The following is a 14,933-nucleotide window of genomic DNA, read 5'->3' as shown; positions in this document are numbered from 1 at the left end:
GGGTCTCGCACCCAGTCGGGGGTTCATCGGCGCGCAAGCCCGCAGGTCTGCAACGGTGTACCGGGCTCACCGAAACCCTGTTGTGACGCCGCGTGCTCAGGAGAATGGGTTCAGGCTTGTAGGCGTGCGCCCAGCTGGTGAACCAGCGAGAACAGGTCGGCAACACCCCAGTGCTCGACGATGCGGCCGTCGCGCACGCGCATGGCATCGACGGTTTCGAACTGCACCACGCGTCCGGTCGGCGCGATACCGAACAGCGACCCGAGATGGGTGCCGTGGTAGGTCTTGTAGGTGGTGACCACGTCGCCTTCGACGGTCTGCCAATGGATTTCCGGGCGGAAATCCGGAAAGGCTTCGCGTAGGCGCTGATACAGCACGCGCACGCCGTCTTTATCTGGAGTGGTATTCGGCTGTGGAGTGTGGTCGATGAAATCGTCAGCGAACAACTCTTCGAATAGGGTGAAGTTGCCTTGTCCCTGGACCTGTTCGGTGTTGCGCCGGACGACGGCCTTGGCCGCTTCTCCGAGGTTCGTCCGGTTCATGACTTGCCTCTCCTCCTTGTTACAGGGCTGCGGTCGAGTAGCCAGGCGATTCATTCGAGAACCTCCGGCTGGGCGACCGGTGCCCGCGCCGCCGGGCCATCCGGTTCGTTCCGCACCACCGCCACGGCGGCCGGATACCCAGCCCTATCTCGACCGCCTCGCCGCGATAGGCGGATTCGAATACCGCGTCAGAGGAAGGAGTTGTCATAGTTGCCATGCTAGGCCTCGAGGATCAGCCGCTGGGCTACCTTCTACAACGGGTTGCCGTAACGTTGCGCACCGGTGTCAGAGCCGTCGGGTTGGCGTTCCCTCAGTAACCCTCGATGTTCGAACCGACACCAATACCGTCGCGATCAGCTGATCTCGGTGAGTCCTTTGGCTGAGCGGTCGTGGACGAATCCCTTCACCGCCCTACACAAGAAGCCAAGTTTCAGAGAGGGTCTATCTCACTAAAGTCCAGGGACGAGATGAACTGCTCCCACGCGTTCTCCCAAAGCCCGCTGGACGCGATCGAACCAGAAGATGATGCCTAGGCGAGAGAACTGGCAGAATTACATACAGAATCACGCATCCGCCGCCTCGTCGCCCTACGTTTGGAGCTCCGTGATCGATGAAGGAGACCGATAACTGTCCGGCCCCGGTGACCGTCGAGTCGCTCGCTTCTGCCGTCGCAAGACTGGCCGACGAGGTGTACCTGTCGCTAGCAACCATCGGGACCGCGTTGACGACCCTGTGGGATGGTCTCACCGAGAAGCTGGGGTCCGTTCCTCGGTCGACTGATCTAGCACCGCTGCGCGAGACCATTGTCGGAGAGCTCGAGCGGCGTGGGAATCTGTTCGACGGGGCAGGCGTTGTGCTGGCCGAGGGCCTTCTCGTGGATCAGCCCCGGCATCTGGAATGGTGGCTTCCGGACGTGCAACGCGGACCGCGACGCCTGATGCTCGAATTGAATCCGCAGAGTGAATACTTCTACGACTACACCGGAATGGATTGGTTCGTGATCCCGCGCGACCAGGGTAAGCGGTGGGTGGACGGGCCGCACCGCGATTACGCGTGCACCAATCGGTGCGTGTGTACGTTCGCGATACCGGTCACGACCACATCGGGAGCCTTCCTCGGAATCGCTGGTGCCGATGTGTCGGCTGCCTCGATCGAGGAGGTCCTGCTTCCGCGTTTCCAGGTATTCGGTCAGCGGCTAGTGCTGGTCAACAGCGAAGGCTGCGTCATTATGGGGACCGATTCCGAATTCAGGACCGGGTCCAAGACGAGCCGGACGGACCGATCTGCTGCGGCAGTGCCGATCGAGGCGATGCCCTGGTTGTTGCAGCCGCTGGGATCCATACCGTCCCACTGACGCGCAGCACGCTACCTACCGATGTCGCGGCGATCTCGCCGCACCTGGCGCTGGTGGTAGCCGGAGCCCGAGCCTTGGTTTCCGGACCCGAGGACTGGCGCGGCTCGATATCGAAAGACGATGGGACCGCCTTGGTCAGCGACGTGCCTGGTCGATCTCGGCGCACTGCGCGCGGACTCGATCGCCGCGCTCGCCGCTGCCTGCGATGTGGTGATCACCATGCTGCCCGGACCGGCACAAGTGGAGGCGGTCGTCCGGGAGATGGCACCGCTGCTGCCGACCGGTTCGGTGTGGGTGGATATGTCCACTTCCACGCCGGCGGCGGCCCGGGTGGCCGACGAAACCCTCACCGAGCGTGGGGTTCACCGGCTCGACGCACCGGTTTCCGGTATGGCCAAGGGTGCGGCCGCGGGTCTGCTGCAAATCTTCGTCGGCGGTGCGGCCGAGGTGCTGGCCCGGGTGCGGCCGCTGCTCGAGGTGATGGGCGATCCCGAGCGGGTGCTGCACGTCGGTGGTCTCGGCGCCGGGTACACCGTCAAGCTGATGATCAACCCGCTGTGGTTCTCACATCTGGTCGCCAGCGCCGAGGTACTCACCGTGGGGATGAAGGCCGGGGTGGACCTGGCCGTATTGCACCGGTCGCTGCTGGCCAGCCCCGCCGCGAGCGCATTCCTCGCCAACGATCTGCCGTCGGTCTTCGGCGGTGATTACGACGATTCCTTCGCGATGAAACTGGCCTGCAAAGATCTCGGCCTGTCGATCGATCTGAGCCGCGACGTCGGCGTCCCGGCACCGCTGTCGGCGCACGTCGAGCAGATTTATCGCACCGCGCTGGCCAAATGCGGTCCCCACGCCGGAGAGATGACGCCGATCCGGCTGGCCGAGGACAACGCCGCGCTGCAACTGCGGCTGACGGTAGCGGCAGAGGGGACGGCGGCATGAGCGAGTCAGGGCCGCGGGCGGCAGCGGATCGAATGCCTGACCAACACGGCGTAATGTCCGAACACTATTGCGGCTACGCGCGTTCCGTGCACGCCGAGAATTGGGATATCAGCACCCACACCCGGGTGATCGCCGGTGCCGGATCGGTCGCGCGGCTCGGCGGGTTGCTGCACGAGCGCGGTGCCCGGCGGGTCGTGATCGTCACCGATCCGGGCCTGCGCAAGACCGGCATGGTCGACGATATCGCCGCCGCGATCGGCGCGGCCGGGCCCACCGTGACCGTGCACAGCGAGATTCCGGCGAACCCATCGACCGCGTCGCTGGATGTGGCCACCGCCGTCGCGCGCGATGCCCGCGCCGACTTCATTGTGGCGATCGGCGGCGGTTCCGCGCTGGACGCCGCGAAGGCCGTCGCATTGCTGACCCATACCGCGCTGTCCGCCGAATCGCTGGACGGTTCAGAGGAATTCGACGCACCGCCGGTGCCGTTGGCGGCGATTCCGACCACCGCCGGAACCGGTGCGGAGACCAACGGCTTCGGCGTCATGGAAAGCGCCGATCACCGCAAGGTCTATATCGGCACCGCGGCGACCACCCCCGAGTTGGTCGTTCTCGATGCCGAGCTGACGGTCGAACTGCCTGCCGCGGTGACCGCCGCGGCAGGTTTCGACGCCATCATCCATGGCGCGGAATCGCTACTGTCCCAGGGTGCTACGACGCTCTCGCGCGCTTATGCCACCGAATCGCTGCGGCTGACCACCGCCGCCCTGGCCGACGCGGTCGCCGACGGCGGCGATCTCGAGGCGCGCAGTCGCATGCTGATCGGCGCGCATCTGGCCGGGCGCGCGTTATCCCTGAGCGGTCTGGGCCTGGTGCACGGCATCGGTCACTCGATCACCGCCACCACCGGCACCCCGCACGGTGTCGCACTGGCCTCGATCGCTGGCCCGGCATTGCTGTTCGGCGTCGACGCCGCCCCGGCCCGGTACGCGGACTTGGTGCGGGCGCTGGATCTGAGCGGCACCGGCGAGCGGGCGGTCGCGCGGATCGTGGAAATCGCGGTCGCGGTCGGCCTGCCCACCGACCTGGGCGCGATCGGAGTCACCGCCGATCTGATCGACACCCTCGTCACCAAAACCCTCCACGACGCGGTCACCAACAACACCCCGCGCCGCCCGAGCCCGCAACAGCTCACCGACCTACTGCGGGAGAGCCGATGAGCCACGATCGCAATTCCGCTCGCGCCCTCGTCGCGGTCCTGCCGCGGGACCTGTACATCAACGGCTCCTGGCACGAATCATCCACGGCGGCACGCTTTTCCGTGCACGATCCGGCCGACGGCACGACACTGACCGAAGTTGCCGACGCGAGCGTCGAGGATGGCGTCGCCGCGCTGGCCGCCGCGCACGCGGCTCAGGAGGCATGGGGCGCGACGACTCCGCGCGCCCGTGCCGAACTGCTGCGCCGAGTGTTCGACCGGATCATCGAGCGAACCGAGGATTTCGCGGCTGATCACCCTGGAAATGGGCAAGCCGCTGGCCGAGGCGCGCGGCGAGGTGGCCTACGGCGCGGAATTCCTGCGCTGGTTCTCCGAGCAGGCGGCCCATCTCACCGGGTCCTACGCACCCGCTCCGAATGGTGGCTACCGGATCGTCACCACCACGGTGCCGGTCGGTCCGTCACTGCTGATCACCCCGTGGAACTTCCCACTGGCCATGGCGACTCGCAAGATCGGCGCGGCGCTGGCGGCGGGGTGTACCTGCGTAGTGAAACCCGCGCCGCAGACCCCGTTGACGCTGGCACTGCTGATGCGGATCTTCGATGAGCTGGATGTGCCCTCGGGCGTGGTGAATTACGTCCCCACACTCGACGCCGCCGCGCAGTCGCGAGCGCTGATGGCGGATCCGCGGCTACGCAAGGTCTCGTTCACCGGATCCACCGGAGTCGGTTCGATGCTGTTGCGCTAGGCCGCCGATCAGGTGCTGCGCACCTCGATGGAGTTGGGTGGCAACGGTCCGTTCGTCGTCTTCGACGATGCCGATCTGGACGCGGCGGTGGACGGAGCGATGCTGGCCAAGATGCGAAACGCTGGTGAATCATGTGTCGCGGCAAACAGATTCCTCGTGCACAGCGCCGTCGCGGCGGAATTCACCGAGCGGCTCGTGCGGCGGTTCGAGGGACTCGTCGTCGGCGACGGCTTCGATCCGGCCAGTACGGTGGGCCCGCTCATCGATGCGGCGCAGCTGGCCAAGGTCGCCGACCTGGTCGACGACGCGGTCGCCCACGGCGCCCGAATCCGCACCGGCGGCAAGACATTCGGCGAGGACGGTCACTTCTTCCAGCCGACCGTCCTGACCGAGGTGCCCGATACCGCGCGCCTGGCGCACGAGGAGATCTTCGGGCCCGTCGCGGCGATCACCACCTTCGACACCGAGCGCCGAGCGCTGGCCACCGCCAACGACACCGAATACGGCCTCGCCGGATACGTGTACACCCGCGATATCTCCCGGGCCCTGCGTTTCGCCGAACGCCTGGAGACCGGCATGGTCGGCGTGAACCGCGGCCTGGTCTCCGATCCGGGCGGCCCATTCGGCGGTATCAAGGCCTCGGGCCAGGGCCGAGAGGGCGGTGCCACGGGGATCGAGGAGTACTTGGAAACCAAGTATCTCGCGGTAGAGATGTAATCTCGGGTCCCGCATCCGGCGCGTGCGCCCGCCACTGGCGGCGGGCGTTCGCACCGGCCGGGTCCTTGCCGGAAGCGCAGGCAATCGAAACGTTGTACAGGAGCCATCTCGGCCCAATCGACCGCGAAGTAGGTCCGGACGACCTACCTGTGGCACGACGCGTGGTCACCGCCCCGACTGCGCTGCGGCCGCTCGGCTGTCGAGCTGCGCCAGTGACAGTGGATGGCGCGGGGCGAAATCCAGGACGGTGCTCGATTTGATGCGCAGATGGTCGTTGACATGCAGTAGCTCGCCCGGTGCCAGTGCCCGCCAGCCCGGGTCCTCGTCGGTGCGCTCGCTGGCCACGACGACCGCCGGGAATTCGCCCAGATGTCCGCTGCGCGTTCGGATCCCGGCCCGCCCGGCCTGGTCCAGATGCCGAGTGCCCTGTGGTCCGCCTGCCGCGCGTTCGAGGACGTAAAGGCTGTGTGTGTCGGGATATCGGAGCGCCCACAGGTTCGTTGCCGTGGTGAGCACCAGGTTGAGGGCGTAGACCGGCAGCCGGTCGGCGATCCACCCCACCGCGTCGGTGATGCCGGCGGTGACGTCGCCGGCGTGCCGGTCAGTGCGTTGGGTGATCAGGGCGAAGAATCGTTCAGAATCCGTGTCGCCGTGCACCAGATCGAGGTAGTCACCGAGTTCGGAGTCCAATTCGTCGAGGCCCCACAGCACACCGTTGTGTGCGAACAGACGGTCATGTTGTTCGAACGGGTGGGTGTTACGAGGTTGCAAGCCGCCTGTGGTGGCATAGCGGATGTGCGCGACGAACGTCATCGACTCCCGTTCGCGCGCCTCCCGAGCGAATTGGACGTCCTGGTACGCGGCGATCGGTTGTTTCTCCACCAGCGGGACCCCGTCGGCGGCGAATGTGCCCAGACCGACGCCGTCGGGTTCACGTCTGCTCTGCACCGAAAGACTGTCCGGTGCGTCCAACAACCAGAACGTCGCCCGCACTCGCTGCGGTGCGGCCGACAAACCGAACAAGTGACACATGGGACTCCTGCCTGGGCGTTGTCCGCGTGTGATGGGCGTCCTGCGATCGTAGTCCCCGGCGTGATGGCAGGTCGGTGGGACAGAGTTGGTATCCATCTTTCAGATGCGCTGGTAGTGCTCGATGTCCTCGTGGAAGCTGGCGAGTGCCTGGTCGGTCAGGGTGGGCCGGGTGTCGTCAACGGCCGCCAGGAAGTCATCGGTGCCGACTGGTTGACCGCTGCGATAGGTCACCTCGCGCTCGAACGCGCGTTGGGCTCCCTTGCGGGCTGCGAATTCGATATCGGCTGGAGTGAACATCTCGCTGGCCTGCACGAGTGCGCCGAGGTCCACCGCGTCGGCGGCCGGGCCCAGGTAGCGCCTCCAGATGGCCTCGCGAGCCACCGGGTCGGGCGGCCCGACCGGAATGATGTAGTCGAACCGTCCGGGCCTCAAGAACGCGGGGTCGAGTGTTCGCAACGAGTTGGTGGCGCATATCAGCAGTCGGTCGGTGTGGTCCCGAAACGCGGGGATCAGTTTGAGAAGCTCGTTGGTGACGCCGTGGCCGGGGTCGACCGCGACGCCGGAACGTGCGGCGGCGATCTCCTCGACCTCGTCGATGAACAGCAGTACGCTCTCCAACTCGGCCAGGTCCGAGAAGGCGTCGCGTAGTGACGCAGCGAGGCCGCCGGCCCCGTCGGATGCCAACCGGGAGGGGAACAACTCCACGAACGGCCATCCCAGGCGGGACGCCACGGCCTTGGCGAAACTGGTCTTGCCGGTGCCGGGCGGCCCGAACAGGATCACCGCCTTCGGTGGCGTCACGCCGTACCGATCGGCGACGTCGGGCTCTGCCAACGGCAGCACGATCCGTTTCTCGATGGTCTCCTTTGCCTCCCGCATGCCGACGAGGTCCTCCCACAGTCCCCGCGGCAGGATCCGGCCGCCGAGTTCGGCCAGCAGCCCCATGTCTCCCGCACCCAGGTGCTGGACCTTCTCGTGGAAGACCAGCCCGCCGACTTGGTGGTACCCGGAGTTCTCCAAAGCCGCTGCCCCGGTCGCCCCGGGTGCGAGCACCGCGCTTATGCGGCGCACTCCAGATCCACGCAGACGCCTCTCGATGTCCGCGATCAGCGCGCTGCCGAGACCCCGGTTGCGCCATGAGCCCGACAGCGCGATCAGCACGATCCACGCACGCTCCCCGTCCACACGTGCCACCGCAAGGCCCACCACCTGCTCTGCGACAAGCGCGACAACGGCGGGCTGACCGTTCCTGGCCGCAGACACGACCTCGGACAGGGGGAACACCGGCTGTGGCAGGTCGGACTGGCGGTTCTGGTCCCACAGCTGGATGGCTTGATCCAGGTCGTCATCGTGGAAGTCCCGCAGGCGCCAGACCGGCACGCGCACTCACTTTCCAGCCCCACCGGTGCAGCGGCGGGACTCGACCCGTTCGGATGCTCGGCCGCACGCCCGCGCAGCCGCGCTGTGGTAGCCACCATTTTCCCCGCCAGCCGGTCATCCAGCAAGCTGCGTGAGCCCCGTCTGGGTCCGGATCACGCCCAGCGGCCAGGGATCCCGCGCCATGCCGCGTGTCGCACCGATGACGCGGTCCTGGTGGTGACCTGAGTCGGCGGCGTGGAAGTGTCCATAGGCGATCTGACCGCTGCGGGTCTCATCGGCATGACGCCGACACTGCGCCTGATGCCCTGGGTACTCGATTGTCGGCAGTTTGGGCACTTCTGCTGACCGCGCGGGAGCAACGATTCGATTCCGGTGGTGGTGACACCGAGTTCAGTGTGGGGTGTCTGCTCATAGGTAGCCGCTGTGCGCCGACGCTCGCATCGGCCACTGTGCCTTTCCGACTGTCCGAGCAACTCCATATGACCAGTTCAGGCCGATCGGCGCGCGGTGACCAAGAGGTACTCCCACTCCATCCGCCCGTTGCCCAGATCGTATCGGGAAGCGAGATCCGCGAGTTCCCGGTCCAACCGCTCGATCCGATCGGGTTCTGCGGCAATGGCTTTGTACACGGCGACCGTCGGTCCGTAGTAGGCCTTGAAGAAGTCGCGGAACTCGGCGCCGTCGGAGAAACAATCGATGACCGCGTTTTCGCGTCGCAGCCCCAGGTCGGCGACGCGATCGCCCAAAAGCGACCGGACATGTGTCTCGTCGCCCCACATCGGGGGCGGCAGTGCACCGGGCGGGGGTGGCGGAGCAAACGGTTTCATCGTTGCGAACATCTGCCCGATGAATCCGGTGGGTGTCCAGTTGATGAGCCCGATCGTGCCGCCCGGCTTGGTGACGCGAACCAGTTCGTCGGCGGCCGCCCGGTGGAACGGCGCGAACATGATGCCCACGCACGAGATCACGGCGTCGAACTCGGCATCGGCGTAGGGCAATGCCTCGGCGTCGGCTTCCTGCCACTGCAGGTCGACGCCCTGGGCGGCGGCGATACGCTGGCCCGCGTCGAACAGCTCCGGCGTGAGGTCGCTCGCAACGACGTCCGCGCCGGCCGCCGCGGCGGGGATCGCTGCATTCCCGGATCCGGCCGCAATGTCCAGCACGCGCTGACCCGGGCCGATGCGGCAGACCTCGACGAGACGCCGGCCCAGCCCAGGGATGACTTCGGTGGCGACGGCCGGGTAGTCGCCCAGTGCCCACATTGCGCGATGCCGCGTCTCGAGATCAGCGGGGTCGGATTCGGTCATCTGATGCTCCCTCTGTAGTCGGGCCGGCGGACGCTGCCGAACCTGATCGATTTACGACGAGTCGCGAAGTCAAATGTTGTGCAGGACAAGTGCGGCTGAACGGTGAGCGTGCTGTGCCAGGAAAAGGCCGCTATTGGAGCGGCCGATGTGCGCGGCTGACACGACCGCCATTTCGGCCCGTGCAGGCCCGGCGTCGCGTTGCCGTACAGCGGGTTCTGCTCATGCGCTTTCGATGCGGTACCAGAATCGCCAGTCGCCGAGGTCCTCAGGCGCAATATGAGGCGCAATATGATCAGCACCCGGGTTCGGTCGAACCCAACCATTCTGCTGGCAAGCCGGTGAAAACGCGCCGGCACGGCCGCAGCTTGTCGTCGGGATCGAATGTGTCCATTTCGATACCGGTAATTTCCATGGCGATATGATCCTCCACGAGGCCCTCGAACAGCGGTAGGTTGATATACACCGTGTTGCTGCCCGGCTTGTCTGATATGTGGTGATGCCCTTTCTCGGGCAATCAAGGCTGAGCATCTCGATATTCTCCGAGGTAACGCAGCCGACAGAAAGAAGGCGCCCGACAACGCGATGCTTATCGGTCGCTATCCACAACTCCCAGAATGCCGACCGTCGCTAGCTGGGCCGGGTGCGCTGCCATCGCTGCCAGTACAGCTCTGCGGGATGCAGGTAGCGGGTATCGCCACTGTCTGGTCAGCGGCAATGACGTACTCGACGATATGCGCGAGGGTTGCAGTCACAGCGGACGACGCTGACGGCGATGTCATGTCGCAACGGATACGAGCGCCGAGGAGGCCGGATGGATATCGCGGTATTGGGCATGGGACGGATGGGACAGGCACTGGCGGGGCGTCTGCTCGAGGGCGGACACCGGGTGCGGGTGTGGAACCGAACGACGGGTAAGGCCGGGCGGCTCGTGTCCGCCGGTGCTGAAGAGGCGCAAAGCATCGCCGAGGCTGTGCAGGGCGCCGGCGTGGTGGTCACGATGTTGGCCGACGACGCGGCGGTCAGGGCTGTGGCGCTGGGGGATCTGCGGGCCTCGTTGGATGCGGCGACCAGTTACGTCGACTGTTCGACGGTGTCTCCTGCGCTCAGCGGTTATCTGGCAGAGGTCTTTCCCCAATTCGTCGCCATGCCGGTAGTCGGTGGTCCCGCTGCGGTGAGCGCGCGGCGGGCGGTGTTGCTGGTCGGTGGTGACGTCGACCGGGTGGACCGTCTTCGTCCGATGATCTATTCGCTTTCGGATACGGTCCGGCGCTACGACACGGCGCCGCTTGCCCTCGTCGCCAAGCTGACGACCAACCTCTTGTTGCTTTCGGGAGTTGTCGCGTTGGCCGAGGCGTTCGCTGTGGGCCGGTCGGGAGGCCTAGAGGACGATCAATTGCGGGATCTACTCGGCACGAGTCCCGTCGTGGCGCCCGGATTGCACAACCGGTTCGACAGTGTGCTGACCGGTACAACGGATGGGTGGTGGACCACGGCGCTCGGTGCGAAGGATGCTGGCTTGGCGCTCGAAATAGCACGCGCCGCCGGTGTGGAGTTGCCGGAGGCCGAGGTGGTGTGGCACCTCTATGAGGCGGTGGCGTTCCGTCATGCGGATGCCGACATCTCGGTCGTCACCGACCTCTACCGGCGCCAAGCGCCAACAACATCGTAGTGATCCTGGGTAATTCGGCTATCAGGTGGTCGTCGGTGATTCGGTGACGATCGGGATCTGCATGAACAGGGTCGTCCCGCATCCGGGATGGCTCGTGATGTGCAGATGACCGCCGAGGGCCTCGACGCGGTCGATCAGGCCCATGAGGCCTGACCCTTCGGCCGGGTCCGCGCCACCGACTCCGTCATCACGAACCGAGAGTCGAAGGTGCGGGCCCTCGGTCCAGGCGTCGATGTCGATCCCGGATGCCTGCGCATATTTCGCCGCGTTCGTGAGTGCTTCTGCCGCAACATAATACGCGGCTACTTCGGCGGACTCGGGCACTCGCTCGGTCAAGTTCAGGTCCAGTTCGACCGGGACGGTTGAGCGGCGCGCCAGCGCCTTCAGTGCGGGTCCGAGCCCACCTTTGGACAGGATCGCCGGGTGAATTCCGCGGGAGATCTCGCGTAGATCTGCCGAGACGTCGACCAGGCCTGCCACCACTCCCGACAACTGGGTCTGCAACGTGCTCAGTTCGGAAGGCACCGCCGCCTCCACGGTACGGAGTGCGAGTCCGAGCGAGACCAGACGTTGTTGCGCTCCGTCGTGCAGGTCGCGTTCGAGGCGCCGCCGAGCCTCATCGGTGGCGGTGATTATCCGAGAACGGGACGCGGTCAGTTGTGCGCGCGCTTCGGCATTCGCGATCGCGGTCGCGACCAGGTCCGCGAATTCGGCCAAGCGCGCTTCGGTATCGGTTGGCAGCGGTTCGCGGCGCGATGTACCCGCGACGATCGCCCCCCACAGCTGGCCATCGACGACGATCGGCGCGCCGACTCCCGCGCGCAGCCCCAGCTCTCGGATGCGCGCTGCGGCGGAGCCGACGGCGTGGTCGTGGCTGTCCATCCGAGCCGGGCTGCCGCTGTGTAGCACCATCGCCGCGATGTTGTCGCCTTCCAGTGTGAGGCGCTCACCGACCGGCATCTTCTGTAGTCCGGGCTCGTCACAGGCCGCGACGATCGTTCCCGAGCCGTCTGGCTCATAGCGGAACAGTGTCGCGTTCAATACGCCGAGGCAGCGGGCCGATTCCTCGGCCACAGCCGAGAACACCTGCGCCGAGGTCGCGCCGCGCGCGACCAGCGTGGCTACCCGGCGCAGTGCGGCTTGTTGCTCGGCGACCAGATCGGCTTGTTCGCGCCGTCGATTCGCTTCGGCGGCATGGGCTCGGGCCAAGCCCGCAAGGGTGTTCGCCAGCAAAGCGACGACCAGGAAGACCGCAATGGCCGCCAAGTCGTCGGCCTCGGCGCCGAAGGGCTCAGGCCAGTTGCGAAAGTAGGCAAAGGCGATAGCGCTGGCCACCGATGTCACCACCGCCACCCCGAGTCCCCATATTGTCGAGACCACCAGGACCCCGAGCAGATAGACCACACCGAACGCCTCCCCGGGCCAGATCTGTTTGAGCCAATGGACCAGAACCGATTCCGCCGCGATGAAAGTGGTCGCGACCGCGAACCCGAGCCAGCAGGGCGGGGAGGTGGAGCGCAGGGACAACGACACCAAGCGCCCGCGCATCGAGCTCGGTGGGATATCGGTCCGGTGGCGTGCGGTAATCGCGCCTGGCGTGGCTGCCAGCCAGCCGCATGTTCGGGACCGGTTCCGCCTCATGACGCAGAGCTCACATCGACAGTCGACAACCGCGGACGACGCAACGATTCGATCGTAACCGGTCGGCGGATCCGGCTATCCGATCACGAGCCCCAAGTCCACCTTCGCCGCGACCATGGTCCCGGTGCCGAGCGGGCGAGCTGCGGCGCTCATCAGACACTCTCCGGTGACGGTCCGGCGACCGGGGTGGCCCAGGCCATGATCTTGTCGATCTCGTCGAGGTCGGTATCGGACAGTGATACCTCCGCTGCCGCGAGGCTGTCCTCGACATGGCTCGCGTGCCGGGCGCCGACAATCGCGACGTGGATGGCGGGGTTGGACAGGGTCCAGGCAATCGCCAACTGGCTGACGGTGATTCCGCGCTCGGTCGCGAAGTCCTCGAGCGTCTGCACCGTCGCGAGATTGCGTTCGTAGGCTTCGCCGGTGAAAGCCGAGCTGGCGCTGCGCCAGTCGTCCTCGGCGAATGTCGAGTAGGTGCTGAGCGTTCCGGTCAGCAGGCCGTGCGCCAATGGGCCGTACGCCAGCACGCCGATGTGGTGTGCGCGGCAGTACGGCAGCAGTTCGTCCTCGATCTCGCGCCGGAACAGGTGATACGGCGGCTGGACGGTCTCCACCGGCAGGGTCGCGGAGAATTCCGCGATCTGTCCCACGTCGTAGTTGGAGACGCCCACGTGGCGGATCTTGCCCGCGGTCACCAGCTCGGCCAACGCGCCCGCGGTCTCGGCGACGGGAACGGCCGGATCGGGCCAGTGCACCTGGTAGAGGTCGATGTAGTCGAGGCCGAGCGCGGCGAGGCTGGCGTCCACATCGCGGCGCAGCCAATCGGGGCCGGCGTCGCGCACCATGCCGGACTCGGTCCGGCGCAGGCCGCCCTTGGTGGCGATCACCAGTTCGTCTCGGGCGGCGGTGAGTTCGTGCCGCAGGGCATTGCCGAGCAGCCGTTCGGACGCGCCGAATCCGTATGCCTGCGCGGTGTCGAAGAAATTTACGCCGAGTTCGCGGGCGCGGCGGATCGCGGTGATCGCTGCATCTTCGTCGAAGCGGCCCCAGTCGCCGCCGAGTGGCCAGGTGCCGAAGGCGATTCGAGAGACGGGGAGTCCGCTGATTCCCAAGGTTGTTGTTTCATAGCAACCACCCTCGCGCGTAGTCGGGCGCCTGTCGCCTCCGCTGGCGGCCATCGCTCCTGCCGGCCAGCGGTAAACCGGGCTACTCGCTGGCTGCAAAACCCAGACGATTCCCGGTAGCAGCAATGCGATCCCCGCGTGCGCGTTGGCAAGCTGACGTGATGACGCGGGATTCGCCGTTACGCTGCCTCATCGTCGATGACAGCCCGAACTTCCTGGCTGCCGCTCGCGGACTGCTCGAGCAGCAGGGAGTCATCGTATTGGGTGTGGCATCGACTGGCACCGAAGCGCTGGCCAAGGTCGCGCAGGCGCGGCCCGATGTCGCATTGGTCGATGTCGATCTCGGTGCCGAGAGCGGTTTCGACCTCGCCGAGCGCCTCGCTGTGCCGGTAATACTGATATCCACCCACTCCGGGCAGGACTTCGCCGACCTGGTCGCCGAGAACGCCGCGGTGGGTTTCCTGTCGAAGTCCGCGCTGTCGTCAGCAGCCGTCCACGATCTGCTCCGCGGCGGCGAGGATCAGCTCAGCGCGACTCCAGGAACCTGACCACCGCGAGCACCCGCCGGTGATCGTCACCGGTCTCGGGCAGGTCGAGCTTGGTCAGAATGCTGCGAACGTGCTTTTCGACAGTGCCCTCGGTAACCCACAGACGCCGGCCGATCCCCGCGTTGGACCGCCCCTCCGCCATCAATGCCAAGACCTCACGTTCACGCACACTGAGCGCGGCGAGCGGATCGTTGCGACGCTGCGCGGACACCAACTCGGTGACCAGCGCCGGGTCCACGACCGCCGCGCCCTTGGCAATGCGATGCAGCGTCTCGACGAAATCCTCCACGTCGGTGACCCGGCTCTTGAGCAGGTAACCGATCCCACGGCCGCTGGCCAGCAGTTCCATCGCGTGCTCGATATCGGCGTGCGCGGACAGGACAAGGATGCCGGTCTCCGGGAATTCCTCGCGGATCGCGCGGGCGGCATCGAGGCCCTCGGTGGTGTTGGTCGGTGGCATCCGAATATCGACCACCACCAACTCGGGTGCCTGGTCCCGAACCAGACTCAGCAATTGCACGGCGTCGCCCGCCTGGGCGACCACCTCGAATCCCGAGCGCTCGAGCAGGCTCGCCAAGCCTTCACGCAGCAGGACATCGTCCTCCACCAGAATGACCCGTAAGCCGGTCGCGGCTGCCCCCGCATCGTCGGGTCCGGCCGTTGTCGCCTCCATCCAGTCACCTCCTGGCTGCCTCGATTCGAGCATATCC

Annotated in this window: 13 protein-coding genes and 1 pseudogene; 6 read left to right on the top strand and 8 right to left on the bottom strand. The window is 66.3% G+C overall.

Annotation, left to right across the window (positions count from 1 at the left end; translation table 11 throughout):
* Nucleotides 1-110 precede the first annotated feature (110 nt).
* Entirely contained in the window at nucleotides 111-596 is a 486-nt protein-coding gene (locus ACLMAJ_RS31805; RefSeq protein WP_412017568.1) for an ester cyclase, read from the bottom strand.
* 556 nt (nucleotides 597-1,152) lie between these two features.
* Here ACLMAJ_RS31805 and ACLMAJ_RS31800 point away from each other — a divergent pair.
* From ACLMAJ_RS31800 to ACLMAJ_RS31785, 4 genes and pseudogenes are all read left to right on the top strand, one after another.
* Nucleotides 1,153-1,896: a PDC sensor domain-containing protein gene (locus tag ACLMAJ_RS31800; protein WP_412017567.1), complete on the top strand. Its 744-nt coding sequence runs from the start codon at nucleotides 1,153-1,155 to the stop codon at nucleotides 1,894-1,896.
* A 120-nt stretch (nucleotides 1,897-2,016) separates the two neighbouring features.
* Nucleotides 2,017-2,838 carry an NAD(P)-dependent oxidoreductase gene (locus ACLMAJ_RS31795; protein WP_412017566.1) on the top strand — a complete coding sequence of 274 codons (822 nt, stop codon included), beginning with the start codon at nucleotides 2,017-2,019 and terminating at the stop codon, nucleotides 2,836-2,838.
* A 53-nt stretch (nucleotides 2,839-2,891) separates the two neighbouring features.
* Nucleotides 2,892-4,058: an iron-containing alcohol dehydrogenase family protein gene (locus tag ACLMAJ_RS31790; RefSeq protein WP_412017565.1), complete on the top strand. Its 1,167-nt coding sequence runs from the start codon at nucleotides 2,892-2,894 to the stop codon at nucleotides 4,056-4,058.
* A pseudogene (locus tag ACLMAJ_RS31785) lies at nucleotides 4,055-5,522 on the top strand (NAD-dependent succinate-semialdehyde dehydrogenase). The gene ACLMAJ_RS31790 and the pseudogene ACLMAJ_RS31785 overlap by 4 nt, the downstream one beginning before the upstream one ends.
* A gap of 165 nt (nucleotides 5,523-5,687) precedes the next feature.
* Here the strand turns inward: ACLMAJ_RS31785 and ACLMAJ_RS31780 are convergent.
* The 4 genes from ACLMAJ_RS31780 to ACLMAJ_RS31765 all read right to left on the bottom strand — a co-directional run bounded on the left by ACLMAJ_RS31780 (nucleotide 5,688) and on the right by ACLMAJ_RS31765 (nucleotide 9,755).
* Entirely contained in the window at nucleotides 5,688-6,554 is an 867-nt protein-coding gene (locus tag ACLMAJ_RS31780; protein ID WP_412017564.1) for a class II glutamine amidotransferase, read from the bottom strand.
* 99 nt (nucleotides 6,555-6,653) lie between these two features.
* Nucleotides 6,654-7,934: an ATP-binding protein gene (locus tag ACLMAJ_RS31775; protein WP_412017563.1), complete on the bottom strand. Its 1,281-nt coding sequence runs from the start codon at nucleotides 7,932-7,934 to the stop codon at nucleotides 6,654-6,656.
* Between the two features lie 488 nt (nucleotides 7,935-8,422).
* The gene (locus ACLMAJ_RS31770) at nucleotides 8,423-9,241 is read right to left on the bottom strand and encodes a class I SAM-dependent methyltransferase (RefSeq protein ID WP_412017562.1); all 819 of its coding nucleotides are present in this window, start codon (nucleotides 9,239-9,241) and stop codon (nucleotides 8,423-8,425) included.
* Between the two features lie 292 nt (nucleotides 9,242-9,533).
* Complete coding sequence (locus tag ACLMAJ_RS31765) at nucleotides 9,534-9,755, bottom strand: hypothetical protein (protein WP_412017561.1); 222 nt, start codon at nucleotides 9,753-9,755, stop codon at nucleotides 9,534-9,536.
* Between the two features lie 297 nt (nucleotides 9,756-10,052).
* Between ACLMAJ_RS31765 and ACLMAJ_RS31760 the strand changes: the two genes are divergently transcribed.
* Nucleotides 10,053-10,910 (top strand): NAD(P)-dependent oxidoreductase, encoded by an 858-nt coding sequence (locus tag ACLMAJ_RS31760; protein ID WP_412017560.1) that lies wholly within the window; start codon nucleotides 10,053-10,055, stop codon nucleotides 10,908-10,910.
* 21 nt (nucleotides 10,911-10,931) lie between these two features.
* On the opposite strand, the gene ACLMAJ_RS31755 is transcribed toward ACLMAJ_RS31760, so the two are convergent.
* Nucleotides 10,932-12,551 carry a GAF domain-containing sensor histidine kinase gene (locus tag ACLMAJ_RS31755; protein WP_412017559.1) on the bottom strand — a complete coding sequence of 540 codons (1,620 nt, stop codon included), beginning with the start codon at nucleotides 12,549-12,551 and terminating at the stop codon, nucleotides 10,932-10,934.
* 152 nt (nucleotides 12,552-12,703) lie between these two features.
* Nucleotides 12,704-13,729, bottom strand: coding sequence for an aldo/keto reductase (locus ACLMAJ_RS31750; protein ID WP_412017558.1), 1,026 nt, complete (start codon nucleotides 13,727-13,729; stop codon nucleotides 12,704-12,706).
* Between the two features lie 107 nt (nucleotides 13,730-13,836).
* On the opposite strand from ACLMAJ_RS31750, the gene ACLMAJ_RS31745 reads away from it, so the two are divergent.
* Nucleotides 13,837-14,223 carry a response regulator gene (locus ACLMAJ_RS31745; protein ID WP_412017557.1) on the top strand — a complete coding sequence of 129 codons (387 nt, stop codon included), beginning with the start codon at nucleotides 13,837-13,839 and terminating at the stop codon, nucleotides 14,221-14,223.
* On the opposite strand, the gene ACLMAJ_RS31740 is transcribed toward ACLMAJ_RS31745, so the two are convergent.
* On the bottom strand, nucleotides 14,201-14,896 hold the full coding sequence (locus ACLMAJ_RS31740; RefSeq protein ID WP_412017556.1) for a response regulator: 696 nt from the start codon (nucleotides 14,894-14,896) through the stop codon (nucleotides 14,201-14,203). The two genes, ACLMAJ_RS31745 and ACLMAJ_RS31740, sit on opposite strands and share 23 nt — an antisense overlap.
* Nucleotides 14,897-14,933 lie beyond the last annotated feature (37 nt).

Source organism: Nocardia arseniciresistens (assembly GCF_046764875.1).
GTDB classification, from domain to species: Bacteria; Actinomycetota; Actinomycetes; order Mycobacteriales; family Mycobacteriaceae; genus Nocardia; species Nocardia arseniciresistens.
This window is presented reverse-complemented; position numbering and strand designations above follow the sequence as displayed.

Bases quoted from the DNA above. Each gene is read 5' to 3' on its own strand.
- ACLMAJ_RS31745 (WP_412017557.1), top strand. From the start codon at position 13,837: ATGACGCGGGATTCGCCGTTACGCTGCCTCATCGTCGATGACAGCCCG.
- ACLMAJ_RS31750 (WP_412017558.1), bottom strand. From the start codon at position 13,729: ATGGCCGCCAGCGGAGGCGACAGGCGCCCGACTACGCGCGAGGGTGGT.
- ACLMAJ_RS31780 (WP_412017564.1), bottom strand. From the start codon at position 6,554: ATGTGTCACTTGTTCGGTTTGTCGGCCGCACCGCAGCGAGTGCGGGCG.
- ACLMAJ_RS31760 (WP_412017560.1), top strand. From the start codon at position 10,053: ATGGATATCGCGGTATTGGGCATGGGACGGATGGGACAGGCACTGGCG.
- ACLMAJ_RS31790 (WP_412017565.1), top strand. From the start codon at position 2,892: ATGTCCGAACACTATTGCGGCTACGCGCGTTCCGTGCACGCCGAGAAT.
- ACLMAJ_RS31795 (WP_412017566.1), top strand. From the start codon at position 2,017: ATGGGACCGCCTTGGTCAGCGACGTGCCTGGTCGATCTCGGCGCACTG.
- ACLMAJ_RS31755 (WP_412017559.1), bottom strand. From the start codon at position 12,551: ATGAGGCGGAACCGGTCCCGAACATGCGGCTGGCTGGCAGCCACGCCA.
- ACLMAJ_RS31740 (WP_412017556.1), bottom strand. From the start codon at position 14,896: ATGGAGGCGACAACGGCCGGACCCGACGATGCGGGGGCAGCCGCGACC.
- ACLMAJ_RS31800 (WP_412017567.1), top strand. From the start codon at position 1,153: ATGAAGGAGACCGATAACTGTCCGGCCCCGGTGACCGTCGAGTCGCTC.
- ACLMAJ_RS31805 (WP_412017568.1), bottom strand. From the start codon at position 596: ATGAATCGCCTGGCTACTCGACCGCAGCCCTGTAACAAGGAGGAGAGG.
- ACLMAJ_RS31770 (WP_412017562.1), bottom strand. From the start codon at position 9,241: ATGACCGAATCCGACCCCGCTGATCTCGAGACGCGGCATCGCGCAATG.